Below are 25,871 nucleotides of genomic sequence, written 5' to 3'. Positions count from 1 at the left end.
AAATAAACACAGAAAATTCAATCTTTAATAACTTTAATTATATATGAAACTGTTAAATTATTGGTAGAAATATAAAAAAGAACATCATAATGAATCTACACATATTATGTGTTGAATATAAAAAAAAAAGGTGTTTTCATATATGAAAACACCTTTCCACTTTATAATTTTAAGTTCTTCTTCAATGTCCAATATTTTTCTGGAGCATTTTCAAGTGAGAATTCTACCCAGCCATTTGGATCTTCACGATATACGTTTACTTTTGTACCATTTTCTAATTTTCCAACTTCATTTTGTGTAACGTTTGGTACACTCTTAATTGGGTTGTTAAACGGGAATGGAACTTGATAGTAAGACCCTACCGACTGAACAGTAGTTTTTGCGTCTTTTGCATAATCTTTATATGGAATTGTTTCGCCTAATGCATCTACATTTAATGTATTAGGGTTTTTCGGTAATCGTTTGACATTTTGATAATCCTTGTTATTGAAAGGCTTAATACGTTCCATAATATTAGCAATTTTGCCAGCCCATTCTTTATCAGTTGAATACATTACATTCATCGCAGGTAATGTGTAACCTTTGAAATACTTAGCACCTTGTTCTAAGTAATTCTTTCTCACATAATCAGCATTGTATGAAATACTTAATCCATAAGATGGTAAATATTTTGCATGTGCGAATGGATCCCAATCATACGCTCGTAGTCCAAATAAATTATGTTTACGATATGCAATTTCTGATTTCCCGTATCCAGACTCTAAGATTGCATGTGCTGCTAAATATAAAGAGTTCACGCCATACTCGTTTTGCGCTTTAATAAAGTCTTGTCCAACTCCAACAAGCGGACTATCGGGATGATATCTTTTAATATAATTATCAATCTCTTGAGCTGTTACATTAGAAGGTAATGTTACATCTAAATCGATATATGATGCCATGGCGTTATATAAAAATTGTGCATATTCTTCACGTGTTAAAACACCTGTTGGATTAAATGCACCTGCTCCATTACCTGCAGCAACACCGTTAGACTCTAATGCACTAATCGCTTCATTTGCCCAATGATCTTTCGGAACATCATTAAATGTATGATTAGCTTTTACTTTTAGTTTAAAGGCTTTCTGTAAAATTACAGCCATTTCAGCACGAGTTAAAGATTCTTTCGGTCTAAATGTTCCTTTACCATCACCTACGAAAATCCCCATATCTGTTAAAGCTAAAATTTCTTTTTGGAACATTGTTGTCCCTTCGTTAATATCAGAGTATGGATTTTTATATTCGCTTTTCGCTTCTGGTTTTAATGCACGATATATTAATGCGGCTACTTGCTCACGATTTACAACATCCCCGAATCCAAACTTACCATTATCATATCCTGCAATAATTTCTTTTGATGTTAAATTAGTAATTGCTTTATACGACCAATGATCTTTCGGAACGTCTGGAAATTCTTTTTCAGCTGCAAATGAAGTTGCCGGAGCCATCACTACTTGAAGTGCGACTGTCACTGCTAACACATTAGAAATAACTTTTTTCATATTTTTTAACACGTTATGTATATGCTTGTCACGTGTTAACTTGCCTCCCTTTATAATAAAATTTTCCCTATCAAACTAACAAACTCTTAATTAGTCAACAGTAAAAGTATACGTGATACAAATAAACTAATCTACCATTATTTTATTTATAATCATTATAATACGATATATCTTTTTATTTTGATACAAAATTATATAAACTCATATGAAAAGCCCATCTCTATATAGAAGATGGGCTTAGCAAACGATGTTTTTATTTAGCCAAACGATATTTTGAAACATTGAAACCTTTCCACTCATAATAATCTAAAATACCAGCATAAACTGCTTCAGCAGCAATTTGTCTTCCTGATTCAGTAGCTAATTTACCATTATCTATATTATTATCAATAAAAGCAAGCTCTGTTAAAACTGCTGGTACTGTATTATTATTTACTACATAAAGTGAATGATTGTCTCTTATATTTCTATCTCTTGTATGTAGTGCTTCTACTACTCGTGTTTGAATTTTCTTCGCTAATACTTCGCTATCCTTTTCAATCTGTGTCTCTTCTCCACGCTTGGATTTTTTATAGTAATACGTTTCTGTTCCATAACCATCATGATTTTCAGAAGAATTTGCATGAATGCTTACAAATATATCTCCATTGTTCTCTTGACCAAATTTCACTCGATTCGCAAGAGATTCATTTTTGTTACTTCCTGGATTTCCGTTCTCTTCACGTGTTAACAAAGCTCTTAAAGGTGTATTTTTCTCTAACAACTTCTGTAATCTTAAAGATGTATCAAATACAATTTTACTTTCCTCTACACCTTGTCCTGGATTCCCTGGATCAAATCCTCCATGACCAGGATCAATAATAACTACCTTTTCTACTAAAGGGTTACCTATTTTAAGAGAATCTGCCTTTTTAATAAATTGAGCTGCCTCTGCTTTAGTTAGAATTTTTTCAGGCTCCCATTTATCACCAGTACCAACAGAAATCCCTAATTCAACTAGGATGTTAGCTTTTGCTTTACCCCAGCTTTTTTCTAAATCACTGAATTTAGTTGCTGGAGTACCATTTACTTTAGAATCTAATTTGTAAGCTTCTACAATAAGAGAGGCCATTGAAACCCGGTCAATTTTCCCAGTTGGATCAAATACGCCTGGGCCTTTCCCTTTAACAACACCAGCTTTTTCTACAGCTGCGATGTATGGGGTATACCATCCGTTTTGAGAGTCACCGAAAGATGGTTTAGCATCTTTATCGAATGGTAAGTTTAAGATTTTAGCCATCATTGTAGCTGCTTCTGCACGAGTGATCTCTTTTCCAGGCTCGAACATTCCTTTCTCGTTACCTGTAACTGCGCCTTTTTCTGCTAAGTAGTTAATAGAATCTTCTGCCCAGTGCCCTGCTTGTACATCTGGAAACGTTTTCATTTGTGCGAAACTACTAGATGAATAAGATAATATACTAGCTGCGATTATTCCTGCTGCGATTATTCTATTTTTCATAGAATATATTCCCCTCTCAAGTACAATGTTTTTATATAACAGACTAATTATAGTTCTGAAAATTAGTAATAGTCAATTGCATTTTGTATAATTTTGTCTTATTATTGTATTTTTTGGAACAAATAACTATAGTTAAACTATAAGATTCTTATTATATAAGAGGAGAGATTCGTATGAGCACGAATTGGAAAGGCGTCGAACACTGCATTTATACAATGTGTATGATTCAGCATAATAACGAAGTATTACTAATACAACGGCCGAATCATCTAGGCTTCCCTGGTTACATCGCTCCTGGCGGTAAAGTAGATTTTCCAGAAAGTATCGTTCAAGCTGCTAAACGAGAAGTAAAAGAAGAAACTGGATTACTTGTTTCAAATTTAACTTTTAAGGGATTAGATGAATACGTAAATCCGAAAGAAAATGTTCGATATATGGTATTTAACTATTGGACAGATTCATTTGAAGGTGAACTCCTTTTGAATCCTCCTGAAGGCGAATTATTATGGGTGCCAATTGATACAGCACTCAATCTTCCTATGCAAGATTGGTTTAAAGAGAGATTCCCATTATTTTTTGAAAAAGGTACGTTTGAAATTCAGCGTGTTTGGGACCAAGACTTGGATAAACAAGTTGCTATGACAATTACCCATACGTAAAAAAGCTTGGAATCTCTCCAAGCCTTTCTTACTTTCCCTCTATTTTCTTAATCTCATAATCAATTTCTAAAAAATTAACTCCAAATATCCACATTCTATGATTAGCTTCTAATATTTGATCCTTTCTCTCTTTAATAATAAAAGTCTCTGCTAATGGTAAGCGTATTGTAAAGAAGCGGGTATGTAAGTATATCCCTTCATCTCCCTTACGACGCTCTCTTAGCTTACTTGTAATCATTAACTGGTTCGTATCATTGTACAACTTCAAAATACCAGTCATATTCGAATATGGTAAAGGCAATGCGATATTCATATATGTCTCGTTCTTGTATGCATGCTTTGAATAGAGGGCTACAAAAACAGACTCTCCTGCTTCATTTTTTCTTAGCCAAGCCCTTACATTCTCTCTTCCATCCTTCTCATCTATTATCCCAATGATAGAGCCATGCATCGTTTCCCACTTGCCGCCCATTCCTAAATGTATTTGTCCTACACGCTTACTCATTTTCTCATAACAAAATGCAACCGGGCGGAACCAACGAGTCCATTTAATATGCGATTGTAACTCATACTCTTTTGTATTTTCATAAAAACGAATAATACTTAAAGGAATCTTCGTCATGTCAAATGCCTCACTATGAAAATCATTCATTTTATCAACTAAACCTTTGTATTCCTTGCTATCTATTAAATTTCTGTTATGTAAAAATGCTTCACCAACTGTCGCATTTCCTCTTAACTTGCTCATTGTTTTCCCGTAATATTTATAATTCGGAGTACTCTTTTCAATCATCCAACCAAGAAAAGCTGGTAACGCTACTCCAATTCCATTTACAACACCGTGAATCCAGACCATTTGTGCAATTGTAATCGTCATTACTTGTTTGAAATTTCCGTATGAATATATGAGTGAAAACATTATTGTTACCATAAGTGTACTAGAAGAAAGAACTAAAAGTACCTTCGCACTTATAGTATTGAATTTCGTTCTCCACACGTAAACTCCATATCCATAAATGGCACATAAATATATGAACACTGCAAAAAATTCAAATACCCTCGAATACGTAATTCCTATTGCAACTGTCATTGGAGAAATGACGATGATAAACATAATAGCATCATATAACTTACTTCCCTGTTCTCTTTTTCTTCCAAGTAAACCCGCTGATAACGGCAATAGAAATGCCGAATAATGAAAGTGTGCCGCTGTAAGTAAGACAATGTCAGAACTAAAATGCATAATGGAAAGTTTCGCTACAGAAGCAAAGAACCAAAAACCACCTAGAAACAAATAAATAAACGCACTATCTATAGCTACTTCTTCTAGAGGCTTCCATCTTCTTTCTAGCAATCTACTTACACCAAATAATGCAACGATTCCTGTATATACAAACCAAAGTAGCGCAAAGAAATAGTGATTTGTTACGAAAGCTAGCATTGCACTAACTGCTGCAATTGGATATAAAAGCGATACAAATTTATAAGATAATAAATACGATCCATTTCTTGTTTTCTTATCAACAATGCAAAATGACATCGGTATAAATAACAAAATAGATAACAATATGATTGCTTCAACAGGATTTACATTCGACCACTCGTATATTAGAAATATAATATAACAAGCAAGTCCAAATATTATATTTTTCATCTCGTTTATTCCCTTTCCACAAATGTTCCCTTATATGAAAATAACGAACCAATTAACGGATTTCGTACTTGTACATGAATTCGAAAACATTGTAGTGTTTCATCATAACTTTCTACAATTTTTGCCTCTCCGTATAAAAATCTAGGTAACGGTATTTTTCTTCCAAACATAAAAAACCATTGTTTCTTTGAAGAAATATGCATCCCGCCTTTTTCATCAATATAAAAATTCAATGTAGAAACGAGTAAATGCGGCTCACCAAAATAATCTACAATTTCATTATTCTCTTCATCCAACTGCATAACAGCGTTAAAATATCTTTTCTTATTATGAAAATAAAAAGTACGATTCCACCGTACAAATTCTTTCCCCTGTCCATCTCGCTCAGCGGTATTATGTATCACAAACGGAACTTTTTGCCCTCGCTCAGAGAAAAACATACGGAACTTCGATGTAATTTTTAATATTAATTTAACGAAAAAAGATCCTCCATAAATTTCATCCATTTCCCCTTCCCCAATAAAGCTATTTTCCTTTGTTATCGCATATCGTTCCTGCAATTTTGGATGAAGCCTTTTATAAGAATCCCCTAATAATCTTTCATAAATATTAACCATATACTTATCCCTTTCTCGTCCTCTTGCAATTTTTTGCGCTTGGCAAATTAGTGCTATTTATATAACCGACAATCGATAACCCTATTAGAAGAAAATTTAATGTAATCGGATTAAACGGTTGCGTAAAACTAGCGATATTCGTCGATCCTGCCGCTAATGTTAAAACTATCAACAATATAATATGCAATATAAATAGTTTTCGCTTTTGAAATGGCAATAGCCACATAACACCCCATATTATTTCTAAAAATCCAACTATTTTAAGTATAAAAATACTACTTTCATTCGATCCGATTAGTGCAGAAAGCATCTTTACTTCTTCTGAATGAGTAAACATCAATTTCGGTACAATCCCTTGATATAACCATACGAAAGCAAATAAAAAGCAAACTAGCCAATACGTCATCGTTCTTCTAATTAGCAACTTTGGATGAAGTCCCTTTTCTAACCATAATTTTAAAGCATCAAAACTCCATGCTGTCGCCCAACCTAATAGTGGACGAAAAACATATAAATCTATCACATTTCCTATACGACCAAATCTCGTATCATAATCATATTGCGTTTCAAAATGAATATGTTCTTCATTCGGTGTATACTTCCAATAACCACGCCCTATTTGTATAAGTGATAATTGATTGTCTGTCCAAAATTTTAAAGAGGAAATGCGTTCTCCAGTTTCTTTTCTAATTTCACCTATCGATTCCCCTTCTCCGGCTATTTCAAGTCCAAATCCGATCTTTGTTTTATATAAAAACTTCTGTGGTTCTCCCTCTTTTTTTTCTAAATACGAAATTTCAGTAAAACGAGCATCCCATTCTGTATGTATATCAGGCTCTTGTGTATATGCCCATAGTTTCTCCATTGTTGTGTTCATTTTTGTTGCTACATAAATAGGCTTTTTCTTCCCCATCCTTCCACCTCCCATGCGCTATATTTTCAATGTACATGCAATGAATTTATTTTGCTACATTTTTCACAAACTAATTTAATAAAAAGATAGAATTTCAAAAAAATACAAAAAACACTTGATTCCCTGAAAAATTTAAATTATTATAAAACAAATGTTACCAACAACTTCATAAATCATACACTCTCGCCTAAAACGTGAGATAGAGGTTGCAACGCTTATAAGTATTCTAAAGGAGACACAGAGATGTCTATGATTTTAGAGGAAAGGAAGTGTTGCCGAAATTGATAAATTTCTCTGCATTTATCAATTGGGGCTGTTTTCGAATAGAAACAGAACTGTCATATGTACAGACGTGTACGTATGAAGAGCTATCTACAAAAAAGAGATATCATTTTTATGATATTCCTTTTTTGGCGGTTTTTTTATTAGCTCCGTTTTCTGTTTCCCTTTTCCTGTAACAGCACCATCCTCACTTATTTGAGATGGTGTTTTTTGTTTTTCTCTCTGGTAACTACAGGAATATTGGGATTTGTATATGTCCTAACCTATTCTTAAAAATGGACGAAAGAAGGAATTCGTAATGGAAACGATTGTACAAAAATTTGGCGGTACTTCTGTCGGAAGCGTCGAACGCATTCAACATGTAGCAAATTTAATTATTGAAGAATATGAACGAGGACATAGTATTGTCTCTGTCGTTTCAGCAATGGGAAAAAGTACGGATAAACTTGTAGCACTTGCTAACGCTATTACTGAAAATCCAAGTAAACGTGAAATGGATATGCTCCTATCTACAGGAGAACAAGTAACTATTTCATTATTAACAATAGCACTACAAACAAAAGGTTATAACGCAATTTCATTAACAGGATGGCAAGCTGGTATTACGACAGAATCTGTACATAGTAGTGCACGGATTACTGACATTAACACTACTCGTATTCAGTCTTACCTTACTGAAGGCACGATTGTTATAGTAGCTGGTTTCCAAGGAATAAGTGAAGAAAATGAAATTACCACACTTGGCCGCGGTGGCTCCGATACGACTGCTGTCGCATTAGCTGCTGCACTAAAAGCAAAAAAATGTGATATTTATACGGATGTGACCGGCGTATATACGACTGATCCACGAGTTGTACAAGATGCTTATAAATTAGATGAAATTTCTTATGACGAAATGTTAGAGCTTGCCAACCTCGGTGCTGGCGTATTACACCCACGCGCTGTTGAATTTGCTAAAAATCATAATGTAATTTTAGAAGTTCGCTCAAGTATGGAACAAGAAAACGGAACAATTGTAAGGGGAGAATGTAACATGGAACAACAATCAATCGTTAAAGGTATTGCATTTGAGGATAATATTACACGTGTCACAATTAAAGGGTTAGAACAAGGTGCACTTTCAACAGTTTTCTCTACATTAGCAGCAGCACATATTAATGTAGATATTATTATTCAAAGTATTACAAATGAAGGAACTGTTCACCTCTCCTTCTCGATCCATTCTAATGATTTAAGAGAAACATTAGAAGTATTGGAACAAAATCAAGAAGCACTTCACTATGAATCTGTAGAACATGAAAATCATTTAGCAAAAGTATCAATTGTAGGATCTGGTATGGTATCTAACCCAGGAGTTGCTGCGAATATGTTCACTACTTTAAAAGAAGAAGATATTCATATTAAAATGGTAAGTACATCAGAAATTAAAGTATCTGTCGTTATTGACCGTCTTCATTTAGTAACGGGTGTTGAAGCACTTCATCAATCATTTATGGCGAAAATTGAGCCTTTAGTGCAGATGAGTTAATTTCCACCTGTAAAAATTAAAATAAATTATATAAATCTATTTCCTTCCTATATAAATAGAAAGCTGTTTGCATAGTGGAAAGTGAGAAAAAGGTTATTTAGTTTAAAATAAAGTCGTTTAAAAAACAATAAAATTGTTAAAAAATAGAAGCAAGTCATTCTATTCAACAATCGGGCAGTTATCTCCCACCTAACTTCCTCGCATTCGCCGAATTTTGAGGTGGGAGTCTTATTGCCCGCAAATAGCGGGATAAATTTTTACACATAAGGAGATAAAGACTATGGCAAACAACAGATTACTAAGAATGGACAATGTCAGCATCGTTGTAGAATCCCTTGATGACGCAATCTCTTTCTTCGAGGAGATTGGCTTGAACCTCGAAGGGCGAGCGACTGTCGAAGGTGAATGGGCTGGTCGCGTAACCGGACTCGGTTCTCAGTGCGTGGAGATTGCTATGATGGTTACGCCAGATGGTCACAGCCGAATTGAACTTTCGCGATTTCTCACCCCACCTACTATAGCAGATCACCGGACAGCTCCTGTAAACGCCCTCGGTTATCTGCGCGTCATGTTCACCGTCGAAGACATTGACGAAATGGTATCCAGACTTACTAAGCATGGTGCTCAGCTCGTTGGCGAAGTAGTTCAGTATGAGAACTCGTATCGACTCTGCTACATTCGTGGAACCGAAGGAATTTTAATCGGTTTGGCGGAAGAAATCGGTAACAAATAAGTAAGTGATGTTTTATAAAAAGCCTTTACTGAAATATGCATTGCTGAAGTAAAAATATTTGAAGAAAATTCTTATTCAATAAAACTTAGATTTTCAACCCCGTCCTAACTTTAGAACGGGGCTATACTCGTTTGAGCTTTTAAAATTAAATAACTTTATTATCATTTTACACATAGATTTCAAGACTCTATACAAACAGCTTTTTAACATATTACCTATATATAAAAACCGCCATAAAACAATTAAATTATTCGCAATACCTTTTCCTAGGAAATATAACGGACTCTTCTCACTTCTTATCATATATATCTTTCCCTTTAAATAACGAGCGAAATTCATTCAAAATAACTTTCTTCACGTCGGAATAAAAGACCATCATGAATAGCGCAGCCCCTAATAAAATCTCTTGAATTCCTTCGTAATCAATGAAAGCACTCATAATTAGCAAACCAAATCCAATATAAAAACCAAACTCATTCTCTTTCTCAAAATCCTCATCTTCTTCATCAATATGTATTTTCTCTTTAAAGTTTTGATTCCCTTTTATTAATTCATCGAGCGTAACATTGTACATTTCGCTCAATAAAATTAAATAATCAATGTCAGGGTAACTTTTATCATTTTCCCACTTACCCCGATTTTCTTTGCAACATCCTCCTGCGAAAAACCCTTTGACTCTCGTAGTTTTTTTAGCTGTGCTCCTAAGTTCATAACGTCCCCTCCTTTAACAAATTATTACATAAAAGGAGATGAAAAAGAAAGAAACTATTAGTAACACTCACTGTAAACCAGCAGTTTACACAATAAAAAAGGGAGAGTAACTCTATTTTCGAGCCACTCTCCCTCATATTTCTATTAAAACAAATGAATGTTTTCTTTCTTGCAAGCTTCACGTAAATCATCAGGCCATACAGAAGATTGAACTTCACCGATATGTGCTTTACGTAAGAAGTACATACACATTCTTGATTGTCCAATACCACCACCAATTGTTAATGGTAGTACGTCTTCTAAAATACCTTTATGGAAATCATACTCACGTTTGAAGTCTTCACCAGTTTTCGTTAATTGCTCATCAAGTGCTTTACTATCAACACGAATTCCCATTGATGATAATTCGAACGAAGCTTGTAGTACTGGGTGCCAGAATAAAATGTCACCGTTTAATTTCCAATCATCATAATCGGACGCGCGTCCATCGTGCTTTTCACCTGAACGGAGTGCATCACCAATTCCAATAATAAAGACTGCACCGTGTTCTTTCGCAATTGCATGTTCACGATCTTTCGGTGTTAATTCTGGATATTTATCTTCCAGTTCTTGAGAAGTAATGAAAACAATTTCTTCTGGTAAATACTTTCCAAGGAACGGATACTTTTCAAATAAGTGATCTTCTAATTCTTTGAATATTCCATAAATTGTTTGTACTGTTTTTTGTAAGTAATCGATAGTACGCCATTCTTTTTGAACGATTTTTTCCCAATCCCATTGGTCAACATAAATGGAATGCGTTGCATCAAGTTCTTCATCACGACGAATCGCGTTCATGTTTGTATATAAACCTTCACCAGCTTCATATCCGTATTCATGTAATGCGAATCTTTTCCACTTCGCTAGTGAATGTACAATTTCTAATTCTTCTCCTGAATGTAACATATCAAATTCAATTGGACGTTCTACACCGTTTAAGTGATCGTTTAATCCTGATTTCTTCGTTACGAATAATGGTGCAGATACGCGGAATAGTTCAAGGCGCTTTGCTAATTGATCCTCGAAAAATGTTTTAACTTCCTTAATTGCGATTTGAGTCTCTCTTACTGTCATTAATGATTGATACATGGTGGTTTCCTCCTAAAATGTTTGGATGTTGTGAAAAGAAGCCAACAAAAAAAGCCCTTCTTTCCCAAAAAACTGGGACGAAAGACTTTGGTTCCGCGGTACCACCCAAATTAGCAACAGAGGTTGCTCACTTATACAATACGGAGATTAAAAAATCTCGATACTGTTCTTCTTGTAACGGCGAAGTTCCCGGCTAAGTCTACTTTCCTATAAAGGATTTCGGTTAGCGACTCCAGGAGGTTCTTCATAATAGGCTTCGTATCAGGCTCACACCGTCCCTGACTCGCTTAAACTACATCCTACTACTACTCGTCCTTTCATAGTCGTTTTATTGTCACATCTCTGAAACATTTTATTAATGATTATTCTATACAAAAAATAGATAAAGTCAACAAAAAGTTTTAAAAAATTTTTCAATTCTTTATTTTATGCCTTTACCGATTGTTCTTAATATAACATTTTTATTTCCTTTGTCTCTTCAATCCAAAAAACATTTCACTAATTGAAACTAACATATATACAACAACTAGTGTGATTGTTCGAAATATAGAATCCGCAGTATTTCTTATTATTTTCATTTTCTTTATAATTCCTTTCAGTTTACTTGCAATTTCATGATATACTATAGCATTCAAGCAGTTTGTTTTTATTTAAAGCAAGCATAGTCATTTATCGATAGTATTTTTCTAAAACATTGGCTATTATCAAATCAGATTTTTTATATAACGGAGTGATCATATGAGTAAAACGAAAGCAAAACCGAAAAAAGGTGTAGGACAAGGTACAGGAAGTAAAGGATGGAACCGTTGGCAATCAAGTGCGAAAAAGAAAGCTGCAAAACCATACAAAAGTAAAGGTACAAAGAAATAAAATAAATAGTGGGAGATGAACAACTCCCACTGATTAAAGTTTCACTTTATCTCTTTACTTTGTACAAAACAAAATATAATTATTACAACAAAAAAGCTATGCTTTCATCTCTATGAAAGCATAGCTTTTTCCATATTAAATCATAAGAATATCGCGGATTTCTTCCTCGGTAATAGAAGATAACTTCTCTTCTCCTGGCTCGATAATTTCAGCGATTAAATTTTTCTTACTCTCTTGTAACTCGTGCATTTTTTCTTCAATTGTTCCATGTGCTACTAACTTAATCACTTGCACTGTATTTTTTTGTCCCATTCGATACGCTCTATCCGCAGCTTGTTGTTCAACAGCTGGATTCCACCACAAGTCGTACAATATAACTGTATCTGCACCTGTTAAATTTAGTCCTGTTCCACCAGCTTTTAACGAAATAAGAAATAGATCCCCTTCTCCTTCGTTAAACCGATTGCATAGCTCTACACGTTCTTGCGCTGGTGTACTCCCGTCTAAATAAAAGTATGGAACTGCTTGACGATTTAATTCACGTCCGATTATCGAAAGCATCTTCGTAAATTGGGAAAAGATAAGAATTCTCTTCCCTGTACTTCTGCATTCCTCCAAAATTTCTAGCAGCTGATCAAATTTAGCTGAACTACCTTTATAGTCATCAACAAACAAAGCAGGATGACAACAAATTTGCCGTAGTCTCGTTAAACCAGCTAAAACCCGAATTTTATTTTTACGTAACGTATCTTTATCCAAATGTTTTAACGTTTCTTCTCTTAACTTTGCTAAATAAGCTGCGTAAAGCCTCTTTTGATCTGGTAAAAGTTCTGATGATTGTAAGTGCTCAATTTTTTCTGGGAGTTCATGTAATACATCACCCTTTAACCTTCTTAACACGAAAGGTTTTACCCGCTTCGCAATATCTTCACGTCTTAAATCACCGAACTCTTTTCTTCCCGGTAATAATTCTGGGAAGACGACGTGGAAGATAGACCATAGCTCTTCTAATGAATTCTCTACAGGTGTTCCCGTTAATCCAAAACGGTACTCTGCTTGAATCGTTTTTACTGCCTTCGCAGTTTGCGTCGTATGATTTTTAAATGCTTGTGCTTCATCAAGAAATAGCGTATGAAATGGCTGCGCATATAACCTTATATCTCTTCTCAGTAAAGGATATGACGTAATTACTACATCAAATTTCGTTATATCTTTTAAAATTTTTCGGCGCTCTGCTTGATTTCCATCGGCAATAACTGCTCTAATATGTGGAGCGAATTTTTTTAACTCGCTAAGCCAGTTATAAACGAGGGACGACGGAGAAACAACTAATATAGGCAGTTTCTTCTCTCGAATTCCCGGCAAAACAGAGTCTATAAAAGCAATACTTTGCAACGTTTTCCCCAGTCCCATATCATCAGCTAAAATGCCGCCAAAACGATAATAGGCAAGTGTTTTCATCCACTGGAATCCGTATGTTTGATACTCTCTCATTATCGCATCTAAGCCACTTGGCACCGCAAACTTCAGCTTTTTAGGGTTTTGAATGTTCTCTACCAATTCTTGAACAGACTCATCTAAACTTAATACGTTTCCTTCTTGCAGTGAATTCATCCATTTCACACTACGAATAAGAGGGACATCTATTTCTTCGCCCTTTAAAAATTCTTTTCGAATACTAGATTCTTTTATAAACTGATTAATATCATTAAACTCTTTACTCTCAAGTGATAGTAGAGCACCACTTGCTAAACGATAATATTTCCGTTTCTCCTCAAGAGCGACTAATACCCCTTTAATTTCTGCCTCTGGAATACCTTTTATATCAAAGCGGAATGATAACCAATCAATTCTCTCTTTCCTTCTAACTCTTATAAGAGGAGCTGTGTCTCCCTTATGAATTCGTAATTTGATGGCTGACGTCGCATAAATATCAACTAAACCTTTTAACGTTGGAACAGCATGATATAAAAAGTTATACTCAGCTTCTTCATTATGCATAAAATAACCGCCTTCCGTTTTCGCGAAGGCACTTTCACTCATAATGTCTAAAATCTCTTTTTCCTTTTTCTCATCACGATTAAAAACAGATGGCTGCCCATCCTCTTCTAACGGATTAATCACGACGTTTCCATAATGAAATTCGAGACCTGCTAACAAACGATTTTTCACTCGATCTAAATACAATTTTGCTTTTAGCGAAGGCGTTTCAACACGATCTGATATTACTTCATCAATTCGCACAGTACCAAGCTTCATTAACCCTGGTACAATTTTTGCTACAAAGTGTTCCATCTTATCTGCTGGAATATACAATTGGTTACTACTAGAACGATTCATCATTTTTTGTAATTCGATAAGCCGCTTACAATCCTCAGCGTTCAACTGATACAGTTTCCCTCCAAATAGAGCATAACTATACGTATCCATTACTTCTACTTGTTGTAAGCCGTCAATATAAAGTGTAAACCCACCGTTACTCCCCTTATTAAACTCAAAATGCAAAGGAAGTAATCCTTTTGAAATTTGTAAACCGTGAAAAGATTTTCCATCTTGATTAAGTCCCACAAACTCAACTTTAGAAAGTAAAGAAAGCATATCCTTCCATGAAGCTGGCGGTATTAAAATCATACTATCATCTTGTTTTGCATGTACTTCCAGTGTATCCTCATACATTTTTTCATTATGATAAATTTTAATGAGCTGCTGAATAATTGCATCCGTTTCTTGCTTAAAGCTATGTACATCCGGTGTATATGTAAATTCATTCGAACAATTATAGGACTCTCTTTTCTCCACATTGGAAAGAAATTCTCTAATATGATTTACAAAATACATCTTGGCGAGTTTAAACTGAATACCTAGCAGTGCCCCACCATTTTTCGTAACTACTGGCGTACATATAAATTCAACATGAAGTATTTCACGTGTATCAAAACGGTGTTGTTTACTTTTTGGTCTTAATGGTTTTTCTGCAAATAAATGAAACATCCCGCTTGTTAATTGATCATTTCCACTCATATTCCCGCTACTAATAGGCACCATTCCACCGGTTTGCTGATTATAATTTATTTGTATCAATACTGCCGCAACATGTTGACAGTATGTTTGAAAAGACGCTAACGAAGGACAACTACATTTCGCAACAACATCACCTTTTTTAGCTTTTTCTACTGTAACATGAAAATCTTCGTTCCCTTTTACCGTCGCTTCGCAAATTTCTTTATTTTCATCATAATGATTTATTATTACTTTATTTGATTTATAATAAGCTTCGCCTCTTTTATATGAGGTTTCTCCGCATACTTCTTTAATAATCGATTTATTTAATGTAAAACCCATTGTTTTGACACTTCCTTACTTTAAAACCAGTTTCTCTTAACTAACATTTTACATGCTCCAAGAGAAAATATAAAATGTAGATTTAATAAAAAAAGATGCTTGTATATAAGCACCTTTTTTCACTCTATCTCCATCAACCGTTTCGCCTCAAAATACAACACTTGAATAAATTTCTTCGTATTAATTCGTATATGGCCAGAAGTTGCTACTTCATCCTTTGTCATTTCTGTCATTCGTTTTCTAACTACAGTGAAATCAAAAAATTTCGGAGCATAGCTTTCAAATTTCGGATTTGAAAAGTCTGTTAATCCAAGGGAAGCTAAGTGATTTAACGATTGATAAATCGCTCTACGTACCCTTTGTTCAGATGCTTTTCTCTCCTTATCTATATCTGCATCTGAAGCTATATTCTCTAATTTTCTTATAGTTATATGGTGAAAGATATCTTTTAGCGCAGGAAATCCAAATTCAAACGTTTGCTCTTTTTCTTGTCCATATAAATATTCCAACATACTAAGTAAATCTTTACTTCCATTCTCTCCCGCAATACCGAGTTCTGATAATAAATAGCGCCCTGAATCTGCTATTCTTTTTCCTTCCTGCATTGGCTCATTTCGAACTTGCGGCTGTTCCCACTTAAAAACGTTATTCAATGATTTTTGAATATCATGTATAGAGCGCTCTAAACGAATACGTTCCATTACTTTACGTACAACAGATACAACCTCAATTTTATTTAATGGTTTCGTAATATAATATTCAACACCAAGTGTATACGCCTCACCAATAAGCTGTTTCGATTCAACTTGAGAAATCATAATGATTTTCCCTGTAAAGGAGGACGCAATATGGCGAACTGTTTCAATCCCATCTCGCATTGGCATTAATAAATCAATAAATAAAATATCTACTTTTTTAAAATTTAGTTGATCTGCTTCAATAAAAGCTCCATCTTCCGACTCTCCAATTACTTCCCCAAGATCGCCATCTTCAATAATTTGTGAAAGCATGGAGCGGAAAACTTCATCATCATCTACGATATAATAAAACAACTTCATTCTCCTTCCCGCTTTAAACTGCACTCCGGTAAACAAACGATAAACTTACACCCTCCGCCAGTTTCTCGGTCTTCTAATCTCACTTCTCCACCTAGCTCTGTTACCATTTCGTTTATGTAAGAAAGTCCAATACCTGTTGAAGGTGTTCCCGTTTGATCATACTTTGAAGTAAATCCTGGCTTAAATACTAATTTTTTATACTTCTGTGCAATACCAGGACCATCGTCAATTACTTCAAAGAATATATGTTTATCTCGTTTATATAGCTTAATAATAATGAGACCTCTACCCTCAATTGCTTCAACTGCATTTGCAACTAAGTTATTAAAAATCGATAAGACCGTGTACACATGATATTCTGCATGCTCACCTTCTATATGTTCCGAAAAACGTATATCTTTTTCTAACATTTCAGCGTACTTCTCATTAATTCTTACAATCATTTCCGCTAATTCATGTCCTTCTACATACTCAGCCACATTTTTATCTAATAACAGTTTAGATAGTCCTGCAAAAATTCTTTGATTATCCTTTTTGATTTCGTGCACTTCTCCTGCTATTTTTAATGCTGTTTTGCTATTTAAATCATCGTTCGCTTGTAAGTTTCGATATAGTTGATATGCTTCTTGTGTAATTAACTCAGCATTTTGTAACGTTTTTTTCAAATGGACAGATTCCACATATAAATTAGAGAGGTACATTAACATATTTTCATTTTCTTTTCGAACTTGTGATTCTTTTAACTTCGTTTCATATAAGTTCATCATATTTAAAAAACCAAGCGCAAAGAAACTACGGAAAATAGCAATAATAATTAGTTTATTCACTTCAGAAACTGTTATCGTTGTGCCCAGCACTAACATATGATAAAACGCAAGTTCAGACATACTTGCGATAATTTCAATTGTAATTCCGAGACATCCTATCACAATTGGCTTCTGATGAAACTTATTCACCCTACAAAGCGAAAAAAGACTTCCATATATAAAATAATAAAAGAAAACGGGATAGCGCAAATAAAATGATTCTGTCATATGAAATGACCCTTGCAATACCCAGTCAAGACATACACGAAATAAGACTACAGATATACCTACAAGAATACCTGCAGCTGCTGCTGGCACTCTTCTTAAAAATAGTAATAAAAAGAAGAAAAGCGGTGTCCCGAAACTAACACGAAACATATCATTAAAAGGATGAAAATTCAGCTCTCCAGCAATCGGAACAACAACCATTAATATAATTAAAAGATACATATCTTTCTTCCATAATTGATTCCAATTCAAAGGTGCCACTTCCTATGCTTTTTTTCAATTGTAAAAGTGAAAGCCCGCTTATAATTATAAACGGGCTTTATTTCTATATTCTAACCTTTTCTACCGCTTTTATTTGGCGATACTCCGGCTCCCATATTGCTTCTTTTACTGCAATCTTAATATCGTCATCACTTAAGTTCTCTCTAGCAACACCTTCTGCAACTGCAACTTTCGCTACTTCAATCGCAACCAGTTCAGAGATATTACGTAACTCTTCAACTTCTGGCAAAATAGGCGCTCCTGGCTGACTTGTATCTACCATACTTGCAACTGCTTCTGCTGCTGCTGCGAACATTCCATCCGTCATGACGCTTGCACGAACAACAATTGTACCAAGACCTAGTCCTGGGAAAATAAGTGCGTTATTTGACTGTCCAATCACATACGTTACACCGTTATATGTAACCGGTTCAAACGGACTTCCTGTTGCAACTAATGCTTTTCCTTCTGTCCACTCGATTAAATCTGCTGGTTTCGCTTCAGCAAGTGGCGTTGGATTCGACATTGGTAAAATGATTGGTCTTTCTACGTGAGAAGCCATTTCTTTAATAATTTCCTCTTTAAATGCGCCTGCAACAGTAGATGTACCAATTAAAATTGTCGGTTTTACATGTTTCACAACTTCAGCAAGTCCGATAGCATCATTTTGTTTCCAATCACTTACTTCAGCTTCTTTTCTTGCATATGGAATTTGGAAATCAAGAAGATCTTCCATACTATCTGTAACCAACCCATTACGGTCAATACACCAGAAACGATTATGTGATTCTTCGTCTGATAAGCCGACACGAACCATTGCATCTCTTACTTGATCTGCGATACCGATTCCAGCCGTACCAGCACCAAACACAACTACACGGTGTTCACTTAACGGTACACCAGAAGCTTTTACTGCCGATAATACAGCAGCAAGTGAAACTGCACCTGTACCTTGAATATCATCATTAAACGTACAAACATCATGACGATATTTATCTAAAATTTTTCGTGCATTTCGAGAACTGAAGTCTTCCCAATGTAGAAGTGCTTTCGGGAATTGTTTATTTACCGCTCGAACAAACGTATCAATAAATTCATCGTAAGCTTCACCTATTATACGAGGGTGACGATTTCCAATATAAAATGGATTGTTTAATAATTCCTCACGATTTGTACCTACATCTAAAATTACCGGTAATACACGGCTAGGATCGATTCCAACTGCGGCCGTATATACAGCTAATTTCCCGATTGCGATGTTAATTCCACCAACACCCCAATCACCAATTCCTAATATACCTTCTCCATCCGTTACAACGACCAAATCAATGTTTTCAGCTGTTGCACCGATATTTGCAAATGCATCTTCAATACCTGATGGATCGTTAATTGATAAATAAATGCCACGTGGTTTACGGTATTCATGACTATATCTTTGAATTGCTACACCTACAGTTGGTGTATATACAATCGGTAACATTTCACGTAAATGCTCTGTTAAAATACGATAAAATAACACTTCATTTCGATCATGTAACGCTGTTAAGTATACATTCTTTAATAAATCATCCGGCTGAGAACTAAATTGTTCATACGCTCGGCGTGCTTGTTCTTCTAACGTTAAAACCGCTGGCGGTAATAGCCCTTTTAAACCTAACTCTTCTCTTTCCTCTTGTGTGAAAGCTACCCCTTTATTTAAAAGTGGTGTTGATAATACTTCTGCTCCTCTTAATGTTGTTTCTAATGCACCATTAGAAGCCACTGTAAACTTACTCATAACATCCCTACCTCTATTCATATATAGCATTTCTATATTGTAAACAAAAAAGAGGGGATTGTCCCCCTCTTTTTTTAATTTTTCTTTAAAAGAGTTGCTCCTGCAATCCCTGGGTGTGTCATTTCGAATGGATCTAGAATTAACTCTAATTCTTCTTGTGACAATACACCATTTTTCACACATAGTTCTCGAACGGATTGCCCTGTCGCAATTGCTTCTTTCGCAACGCGAGCTGCTGCTTCATAGCCGATATGAGGGTTCACGGCTGTAATAATTCCTACACTCTTCTCAACGTACTCTTTTAAGCGATCTTCATTCGCTTCAATTCCTTTTAAGCAATTATCTGTAAAGGCACGGAAACCGTTATTCATAATGCTAATAGATTGAAGTAAGTTGAAAACAAGTACTGGTTCCATAACATTTAATTCTAATTGTCCTGCTTCTGAAGCAAGGCAAATTGTATGGTCGTTACCAATTACTTGGAACGCAATTTGATTAATTACTTCTGGCATAACAGGGTTTACTTTACCTGGCATAATAGATGAACCTGGTTGACGAGCTGGTAGCATAATTTCCGCTAATCCAACGCGTGGACCTGATGCCATTAGACGAAGGTCGTTCGCAATTTTAGACATGTTCATCATACATACTTTAAGTGCTGCAGATACTTCAGTGTACGCATCTGTATTTTGAGTTGCATCTACTAAATCTTCTGCACCAACAAGTGGTAGTTCACTAATTGTAGCTAAATGTTTTACAACTGCTTCAATATATTCTGGATCTGCATTTAAGCCTGTACCAACTGCAGTTGCTCCCATATTTACTTCATATAAATGTTGACGTGATTGCTTGATACGTTTCATGTCACGTTCAAGTACGCGGGAGTATGCTTTAAATTCTTGTCCAAGACGAATTGGCACAGCATCTTGTAAATGTGTACGACCCATTTTAATAACATGATCGAACTGTTCTGCTTTTAATTCAAATACATCATGCATATAACCCATTGTTTGTAATAAGCCTTCTAATGCATTTAATGTTGCAATATGAATCGCTGTTGGGAATGCATCGTTTGTTGATTGTGCCATATTTACATGACTGTTTGGACTAATATAATCATAGTCTCCCTTTTCCATTCCTAATAATTCAAGGGCACGATTGGCAATGACTTCATTTGCGTTCATATTCATTGAAGTTCCTGCACCACCTTGAATTGGATCAACGATGAAATGATCATGCCATTTCCCCTCAAGGATTTCTTGTGATGCTTCTGCGATAGCACCACCCTTTTTCAATTCCAATCTTCCTACATCTGCATTAGCAAGTGCTGCCGCTTTTTTTACAATTGCTAACGCTTTAATTAAACCTTCATGAACTTTGTATCCTGTAATCGGGAAATTCTCTACTGCACGCATTGTTTGTACACCGTAGTACGCATAATTTGGTACTTCTTTTTCACCTAAAAAATCTTTTTCAATTCGTACTCCATTTTTAACTTCAGTTAATGTTGCCATGATTACTCACTCCTTAACAATCTCTTACGCTGCTTTTGTTTGTTTGACCGTTTCTACATATTGTTTTGCTTTCTCATCATCGAATTCGCCTTCCCACTTCGACATAACAATGGCAGCTAATGCATTTCCTAATACATTGACAGCTGAGCGAATCATATCTAAAATGCGGTCAATTCCCGCAATTAATGCGATGCCTTCTAGCGGTAAGCCCATTGACCCTAACGTCGCTAATACAACAACGAATGATGCACCCGGAACTCCCGCCATACCTTTGGATGTTAACATGAGAACGAATAATAGCGTTATTTGCTCCGTCAGTGACATGTGTACACCGTACATTTGTGCAACAAACAATGCCGCTAACGCTTGATAAATAGCTGATCCAGTCAAGTTAAATGTATAACCTGTCGGAATTACGAAAGAGGCAACTGCCTTTGGACAACCGAACTCTTCCATTTTTCTCATTATATTAGGTAAAACAGCTTCTGAACTTGCTGTCGTAAATGAAAGAATAAGTTCTTCTTTTAAAATTTTCATTAATGTAAAAATATTTACTCCAACCATTCGCGCATTAATACCTAATACAATCACAACGAATAGTATAACAGTTACGTATACAGCTAGCACTAGTTTTCCTAAAGGAAGTAGTGTTGCTACACCAAATTTTGCAACCGTAACAGCAATTAATGCGAATACACCAAATGGTGCGAATTTCATCACTTGATTTGTAACCCAGAACATCGCTTCGAGCACACCTTCAAAAAAGTTAAAAACAGGCTTTCCTTTTTCTCCGATTGCTGCAACTCCTAAACCGAATAGTACTGAGAAGAATATAATCGGTAATAAGTCACCTTGTGTAATAGACTCAAATATATTTTTCGGTACAATATGAACAATCGTTTCTGCAAAGCCTTTCTTCTCTGTTGCATCTGCTGTTTGTTTATAAGAAGAAATATCACTTTGCTGTAAATTACTCATATCAACGCCAGTACCTGGTTGGAATATATTTGCTGCAAGTAATCCCATTAAAATAGCAATCGTCGTAATAATTTCGAAATAAAGAATTGTCTTACCGCCCAGTTTCCCAAGCTTTTTCATATCACCTACACCAGCTACCGCAACAATTAATGCTGAAATAACAATTGGTACTACAATCATCTTAATTAAATGAATAAATATATCCCCAATTGGTGTGATATAAGAAATCGCCGTTTTATTGCCATAAAAGACTGCCCCTACTACAATCCCTAAAACAAGTGCGACAAAAATTTGTGTTGCCAATCCGAATTTTTTCATTTATGTTCATCCCCTTTTATGCGAACGCTTTCATTTCGTATTTATAAAAGCTTACTCACACATCATATAGGCGAACCTACAAAATCATACAAAAACCTACAAGTTCGTCACAAAAAATTCAAATTTATTTCTTATAATATTCATTGACACTTTTTTATAAAAAAGAAATAAAATAACCTTGATAAAACATCAGATTATTTCGTATAATCTAAAAGATATACGTATTCTAAATAAATGGGGATGAAAAGGAGTGGATGTTATGAAAAATCACGTGAAGAAGTTCATCATATCTATTTCTTTTCTATTTCATTTTCTTACGAAGGAACAAAGGCATTCGCCTTTGTTCCTTTTTTATTGCAATCTATATAGGGGGAATTGTTATGAAACCATATAAACGCGTCTTAATTAAACTAAGTGGCGGCGCACTTGCTGATCAATCTGGAAATAGCTTTAACTCCAAACGATTAGAGCATATCGCAAACGAAATAATATCCATTATTGACCTAGATATCGAAGTATCCATTGTCATCGGCGGCGGTAACATTTTCAGAGGTCATCTAGCTGAAGAATGGGGAATTGATCGTGTAGAAGCTGATAATATCGGTACGCTAGGTACGATTATTAACAGCTTAATGCTTCGCGGCGTTTTAACAAGTAAAACAGATAGAGAAGTACGCGTTATGACTTCCATCCCTTTTAATGCAGTAGCCGAACCATATATTCGCCTACGTGCAGTACATCATTTAGATAACGGTTATGTTGTCATATTCGGTGGTGGTAACGGGCAACCATTCGTTACAACAGATTACCCAAGTGTACAAAGAGCCATTGAGATGAATAGCGACGCCATTTTAGTCGCAAAACAAGGTGTAGACGGTGTCTTTACAAGTGATCCAAAATATAATAAATCAGCGAAAATGTACAGTAAACTGAACTATAACGATATTGTTAGGCAAAACATACAAGTAATGGATCAAGCAGCTTTATTGCTTGCTCGAGATTATAATTTACCGGCACACGTCTTTAACTTTGATGAGCCTGGCGTTATGAAAAGAATTTGTTTAGGTGAACATGTTGGGACGTTGATTAATGATGATGTTTCGATGCTTGTGCATGAAGAATAGTATTTTTCATTAACAAAGGGTGCCTTTTATAGACACCCTTTGTTCGTTAATCGTCACAAATAAAAATCAACCCATCCAACTACTTTCTCCTTACAACGCTCCCAGAAAGATAAGTTGTCAAAAAATATTTCTGTCATCTCTTTCGAATCACCAATGTCTTGCGTTAACGCCTCATTCACTTGCGCTATGATAGGTCCACCATGAATATACAAATTCATCTCATCATTAATATAGAAGCTACGTGCAGTTATGTTCGTTGTACCGATAACAGTTAGTTCATTATCAATCAGCATTAACTTTCCATGAAACATCCCTTTTTTATAACCATATACCGTAATCCCGTTATTCACAGCTTGACGAATATAAGGATACGCTGCCTCTTTAATAAGAGGAATATCTGGTTTATATGACCATAGTATTTTTACTGTAACACCACGTTTTTGCGCTCCAATTAAAGCATTCATTAATTCTTTATTTTTCGCTATAAAATAAGGTGTTGTAATTACAATTGAATGTTTCGCTTGTTTTATTAACTTTATATATTTTTCAGCGACATGATGTCCATTGTAGCTAACCATCGTATGTAATGTATTCCCTTTACTCGCTTTATTCGTACTTCTTTTTATATGTTCTTTCGTATCTCGTTTCCAATCTAAAGCGAATTGCTCTTCTAAATCTTTTGCTCCTTCTCCTCTAAGCCGCACATGATAGTCACGCCAATATCCAAATCGCTTATCTTTCCCTAAGTACTCATCCCCCATATTAAAGCCACCCGTATAGCCAATCTCCCCATCAATCGTCGTAATACGACGATGATTACGATGGTGAAGTGAATAAAATCCGAATGGCAATTCAGGTTTTCTACTATATGTAAAATGTACACCACTTTCCCGCAATTCATTTTTCATCTTTCTTTCAAATGATAAATCATTAATGCGATCAACTGATAAATAGACGTTTACTCCTTCTTTCGCCTTCTCCTTTAATAAGTTTAAAAAAGTATGGCTACTTTTATCATCCGATAAAATATAAAAATAAGTGTAAATAGATTGCTTTGCTTCACTTATATCAGTAAATAACTGTTTATAAAACGACTTCCCTTCTACATATAATTGAAAGTCACTATAATGAGGTGCATACTCTGTCGGCATATTTTTCCCGGCTTCCATTTTCCTTCCGAGCGTAACGTCAATATGCATCCAAATTAAAATAACAACGAAAATAGCAATAATAATAGAAGTGACTCGCAATATTTTTTTAATCATTTTGATTTCCTTCCACTCATATTACTTACTATTTCGTAGTGTTTCATTAAAATAAATTTTCATTCAAAATGCATTTCCTACTTTTTGGATGTTACAAAGTTAAAGGAGAGCAGAATATGAAAATAAGAAAAACTCCTATTATTTTTATCCCAGGTCTTTTCGGTTCAATGAGTAATATTATTATTCCTGGTACCGGTAATTGGAACTTTGGGCTTTCTTCGTTTATTTATGAACCATTCATTATAATGTTAGAAAGTATCGGCTATGAACGAAATAAAAACTTGTTTATCTGTTTTTATGACTGGCGTCAGCGTATTGCTTTTTCCACTCAAAAATATTTATTAAAAACAATTGCCTATGTTAAAAAATTTACAGGGTGCGACAAACTAAATTTAGTTTGTCATAGTATGGGTGGACTTCTTGCACGTTCTTACGTTCAAAGTGAAGAATATGAAAATGATGTGGAGCAACTTATTATACTCTGTACACCAAACGCTGGATCTCCCCCCAATTATAGTTATTGGACTGGAGGTGCTCTCCCAGTACATACATCTTCTAAAATAAATATCGTTCATTTTTATATGGAACAGTACATTCACTACGTAAGCACCTTACACAAAATGAATAAAGTTGAAGCGATACACCGTTACTTTCCAGGATTACAAGATGTTATTCCTTGTAAAGATTACGGAAATTATCTATTTATAAGATCCGGCTCTGCTATTACATTTCTTCCTTATAGTAAGATGAAAACGAAAAAACCATTCCTCGATACATTAAATGCAAATAGATTTATTATAGAGAAAAGAAATATTGAAACTACACTCATTGCAGGAGATGGAGTAGAAACGATTCAATATCTACAAGTCGTCCCTTCACATTCAAAACTGGAATGGACAGACGGAAAAGTCGTCGGTGATATACTTACAAAATATGGTGATGGTAACGCTGTTCTACATAGCGTTTTTCTTCTAGAGGGAAATAAATATGTTGTGCATGCTTCACATAACGAAGTGCTCTACAAAAGCATTCCTATATTACAAAAGATACTTTAAATTACGAATAC

At 35.0% G+C, this 25,871-nt stretch carries 19 protein-coding genes, 1 pseudogene, 1 riboswitch and 1 other annotated feature; of the genes and pseudogenes, 6 read left to right on the top strand and 14 right to left on the bottom strand.

Translation table 11 applies throughout. From position 1 onward, the window contains the following. Window positions 1–161 precede the first annotated feature (161 nt). Together AC1DKZ_RS27220 and AC1DKZ_RS27215 are read right to left on the bottom strand one after the other, a co-directional pair. Window positions 162–1,541, bottom strand: a complete 1,380-nt coding sequence (locus tag AC1DKZ_RS27220; RefSeq protein ID WP_404444758.1) for an S-layer homology domain-containing protein — start codon at window positions 1,539–1,541, stop codon at window positions 162–164. 253 nt (window positions 1,542–1,794) lie between these two features. Then, entirely contained in the window at window positions 1,795–3,039 is a 1,245-nt protein-coding gene (locus tag AC1DKZ_RS27215) for an N-acetylmuramoyl-L-alanine amidase (protein ID WP_476997449.1), read from the bottom strand. A gap of 173 nt (window positions 3,040–3,212) precedes the next feature. Here AC1DKZ_RS27215 and AC1DKZ_RS27210 point away from each other — a divergent pair, with 173 nt between their 5' ends. Continuing rightward, the gene (locus AC1DKZ_RS27210; RefSeq protein WP_476997448.1) at window positions 3,213–3,698 is read left to right on the top strand and encodes an NUDIX domain-containing protein; all 486 of its coding nucleotides are present in this window, start codon (window positions 3,213–3,215) and stop codon (window positions 3,696–3,698) included. 28 nt (window positions 3,699–3,726) lie between these two features. Here the strand turns inward: AC1DKZ_RS27210 and AC1DKZ_RS27205 are convergent, their stop codons facing one another. Genes AC1DKZ_RS27205 through AC1DKZ_RS27195 form a run of 3 tightly spaced genes read right to left on the bottom strand, consistent with a single transcriptional unit; the run spans window position 3,727 to window position 6,882 of the window. Continuing rightward, a complete protein-coding gene (locus AC1DKZ_RS27205; RefSeq protein ID WP_476997447.1) occupies window positions 3,727–5,352 on the bottom strand; it encodes a YndJ family protein in 1,626 nt (541 codons plus the stop codon). Between the two features lie 5 nt (window positions 5,353–5,357). Beyond that, on the bottom strand, window positions 5,358–5,969 hold the full coding sequence (locus tag AC1DKZ_RS27200) for a DUF4166 domain-containing protein (protein WP_476997446.1): 612 nt from the start codon (window positions 5,967–5,969) through the stop codon (window positions 5,358–5,360). Between the two features lie 4 nt (window positions 5,970–5,973). Further along, the gene (locus AC1DKZ_RS27195; protein WP_476997445.1) at window positions 5,974–6,882 is read right to left on the bottom strand and encodes a DoxX-like family protein; all 909 of its coding nucleotides are present in this window, start codon (window positions 6,880–6,882) and stop codon (window positions 5,974–5,976) included. A 192-nt stretch (window positions 6,883–7,074) separates the two neighbouring features. Further along, a riboswitch (Lysine riboswitch) is annotated at window positions 7,075–7,261 on the top strand. Window positions 7,262–7,462: 201 nt separating this feature from the next. On the opposite strand from AC1DKZ_RS27195, the gene AC1DKZ_RS27190 reads away from it, so the two are divergent. Further along, on the top strand, window positions 7,463–8,692 hold the full coding sequence (locus AC1DKZ_RS27190; protein WP_078214079.1) for an aspartate kinase: 1,230 nt from the start codon (window positions 7,463–7,465) through the stop codon (window positions 8,690–8,692). A gap of 280 nt (window positions 8,693–8,972) precedes the next feature. Then, window positions 8,973–9,425: a VOC family protein gene (locus AC1DKZ_RS27185; protein WP_476997444.1), complete on the top strand. Its 453-nt coding sequence runs from the start codon at window positions 8,973–8,975 to the stop codon at window positions 9,423–9,425. Window positions 9,426–9,714: 289 nt separating this feature from the next. On the opposite strand, the pseudogene AC1DKZ_RS27180 reads toward AC1DKZ_RS27185, so the two are convergent. Beyond that, a pseudogene (locus AC1DKZ_RS27180) lies at window positions 9,715–10,136 on the bottom strand (helix-turn-helix domain-containing protein). A 144-nt stretch (window positions 10,137–10,280) separates the two neighbouring features. Continuing rightward, window positions 10,281–11,264: an aspartate--ammonia ligase gene (gene asnA / locus AC1DKZ_RS27175; protein ID WP_002126735.1), complete on the bottom strand. Its 984-nt coding sequence runs from the start codon at window positions 11,262–11,264 to the stop codon at window positions 10,281–10,283. Window positions 11,265–11,334: 70 nt separating this feature from the next. Next, window positions 11,335–11,594 (bottom strand) — a binding site (T-box leader). A gap of 408 nt (window positions 11,595–12,002) precedes the next feature. Between asnA and AC1DKZ_RS27170 the strand changes: the two genes are divergently transcribed. Then, entirely contained in the window at window positions 12,003–12,134 is a 132-nt protein-coding gene (locus AC1DKZ_RS27170; RefSeq protein ID WP_000047589.1) for a DUF3934 family protein, read from the top strand. Between the two features lie 135 nt (window positions 12,135–12,269). On the opposite strand, the gene AC1DKZ_RS27165 is transcribed toward AC1DKZ_RS27170, so the two are convergent. The 6 genes from AC1DKZ_RS27165 to AC1DKZ_RS27140 form a co-directional block, all read right to left on the bottom strand. Further along, window positions 12,270–15,476, bottom strand: a complete 3,207-nt coding sequence (locus AC1DKZ_RS27165) for an SNF2 helicase associated domain-containing protein (protein ID WP_476997443.1) — start codon at window positions 15,474–15,476, stop codon at window positions 12,270–12,272. Window positions 15,477–15,595: 119 nt separating this feature from the next. Then, the gene (locus AC1DKZ_RS27160; protein WP_002135525.1) at window positions 15,596–16,528 is read right to left on the bottom strand and encodes a response regulator; all 933 of its coding nucleotides are present in this window, start codon (window positions 16,526–16,528) and stop codon (window positions 15,596–15,598) included. A 2-nt stretch (window positions 16,529–16,530) separates the two neighbouring features. Beyond that, window positions 16,531–17,829 carry a sensor histidine kinase gene (locus tag AC1DKZ_RS27155; protein WP_087946990.1) on the bottom strand — a complete coding sequence of 433 codons (1,299 nt, stop codon included), beginning with the start codon at window positions 17,827–17,829 and terminating at the stop codon, window positions 16,531–16,533. A gap of 64 nt (window positions 17,830–17,893) precedes the next feature. Beyond that, entirely contained in the window at window positions 17,894–19,606 is a 1,713-nt protein-coding gene (gene malS, locus AC1DKZ_RS27150; protein ID WP_476997442.1) for an oxaloacetate-decarboxylating malate dehydrogenase, read from the bottom strand. 74 nt (window positions 19,607–19,680) lie between these two features. Next, window positions 19,681–21,120 carry an aspartate ammonia-lyase gene (aspA, locus tag AC1DKZ_RS27145; protein WP_002012229.1) on the bottom strand — a complete coding sequence of 480 codons (1,440 nt, stop codon included), beginning with the start codon at window positions 21,118–21,120 and terminating at the stop codon, window positions 19,681–19,683. A gap of 24 nt (window positions 21,121–21,144) precedes the next feature. After that, window positions 21,145–22,416: a cation:dicarboxylate symporter family transporter gene (locus AC1DKZ_RS27140; protein WP_002086365.1), complete on the bottom strand. Its 1,272-nt coding sequence runs from the start codon at window positions 22,414–22,416 to the stop codon at window positions 21,145–21,147. Between the two features lie 380 nt (window positions 22,417–22,796). Between AC1DKZ_RS27140 and pyrH the strand changes: the two genes are divergently transcribed. Continuing rightward, window positions 22,797–23,540, top strand: a complete 744-nt coding sequence (gene pyrH / locus AC1DKZ_RS27135; RefSeq protein WP_476997441.1) for a UMP kinase — start codon at window positions 22,797–22,799, stop codon at window positions 23,538–23,540. A gap of 53 nt (window positions 23,541–23,593) precedes the next feature. Here the strand turns inward: pyrH and AC1DKZ_RS27130 are convergent, their stop codons facing one another. Further along, window positions 23,594–24,805: a phospholipase D-like domain-containing protein gene (locus AC1DKZ_RS27130; RefSeq protein ID WP_476997440.1), complete on the bottom strand. Its 1,212-nt coding sequence runs from the start codon at window positions 24,803–24,805 to the stop codon at window positions 23,594–23,596. Between the two features lie 116 nt (window positions 24,806–24,921). Here AC1DKZ_RS27130 and AC1DKZ_RS27125 point away from each other — a divergent pair, with 116 nt between their 5' ends. After that, window positions 24,922–25,860 carry an esterase/lipase family protein gene (locus AC1DKZ_RS27125; protein ID WP_476997439.1) on the top strand — a complete coding sequence of 313 codons (939 nt, stop codon included), beginning with the start codon at window positions 24,922–24,924 and terminating at the stop codon, window positions 25,858–25,860. Window positions 25,861–25,871: the final 11 nt, after the last annotated feature.

The organism is Bacillus sp. 05T21, from assembly GCF_056396785.1.
The sequence above is the reverse complement of the archived record's forward strand: the minus strand, read 5'-3'. Positions and strand labels throughout refer to the sequence as shown.

Coding starts and splice junctions, on each gene's coding strand:
- AC1DKZ_RS27220 (WP_404444758.1), bottom strand. CDS start 1,541: ATGAAAAAAGTTATTTCTAATGTGTTAGCAGTGACAGTCGCACTTCAA.
- AC1DKZ_RS27215 (WP_476997449.1), bottom strand. CDS start 3,039: ATGAAAAATAGAATAATCGCAGCAGGAATAATCGCAGCTAGTATATTA.
- AC1DKZ_RS27210 (WP_476997448.1), top strand. CDS start 3,213: ATGAGCACGAATTGGAAAGGCGTCGAACACTGCATTTATACAATGTGT.
- AC1DKZ_RS27205 (WP_476997447.1), bottom strand. CDS start 5,352: ATGAAAAATATAATATTTGGACTTGCTTGTTATATTATATTTCTAATA.
- AC1DKZ_RS27200 (WP_476997446.1), bottom strand. CDS start 5,969: ATGGTTAATATTTATGAAAGATTATTAGGGGATTCTTATAAAAGGCTT.
- AC1DKZ_RS27195 (WP_476997445.1), bottom strand. CDS start 6,882: ATGGGGAAGAAAAAGCCTATTTATGTAGCAACAAAAATGAACACAACA.
- AC1DKZ_RS27190 (WP_078214079.1), top strand. CDS start 7,463: ATGGAAACGATTGTACAAAAATTTGGCGGTACTTCTGTCGGAAGCGTC.
- AC1DKZ_RS27185 (WP_476997444.1), top strand. CDS start 8,973: ATGGCAAACAACAGATTACTAAGAATGGACAATGTCAGCATCGTTGTA.
- asnA (WP_002126735.1), bottom strand. CDS start 11,264: ATGTATCAATCATTAATGACAGTAAGAGAGACTCAAATCGCAATTAAG.
- AC1DKZ_RS27170 (WP_000047589.1), top strand. CDS start 12,003: ATGAGTAAAACGAAAGCAAAACCGAAAAAAGGTGTAGGACAAGGTACA.
- AC1DKZ_RS27165 (WP_476997443.1), bottom strand. CDS start 15,476: ATGGGTTTTACATTAAATAAATCGATTATTAAAGAAGTATGCGGAGAA.
- malS (WP_476997442.1), bottom strand. CDS start 19,606: ATGAGTAAGTTTACAGTGGCTTCTAATGGTGCATTAGAAACAACATTA.
- aspA (WP_002012229.1), bottom strand. CDS start 21,120: ATGGCAACATTAACTGAAGTTAAAAATGGAGTACGAATTGAAAAAGAT.
- AC1DKZ_RS27140 (WP_002086365.1), bottom strand. CDS start 22,416: ATGAAAAAATTCGGATTGGCAACACAAATTTTTGTCGCACTTGTTTTA.
- pyrH (WP_476997441.1), top strand. CDS start 22,797: ATGAAACCATATAAACGCGTCTTAATTAAACTAAGTGGCGGCGCACTT.
- AC1DKZ_RS27130 (WP_476997440.1), bottom strand. CDS start 24,805: ATGATTAAAAAAATATTGCGAGTCACTTCTATTATTATTGCTATTTTC.
- AC1DKZ_RS27125 (WP_476997439.1), top strand. CDS start 24,922: ATGAAAATAAGAAAAACTCCTATTATTTTTATCCCAGGTCTTTTCGGT.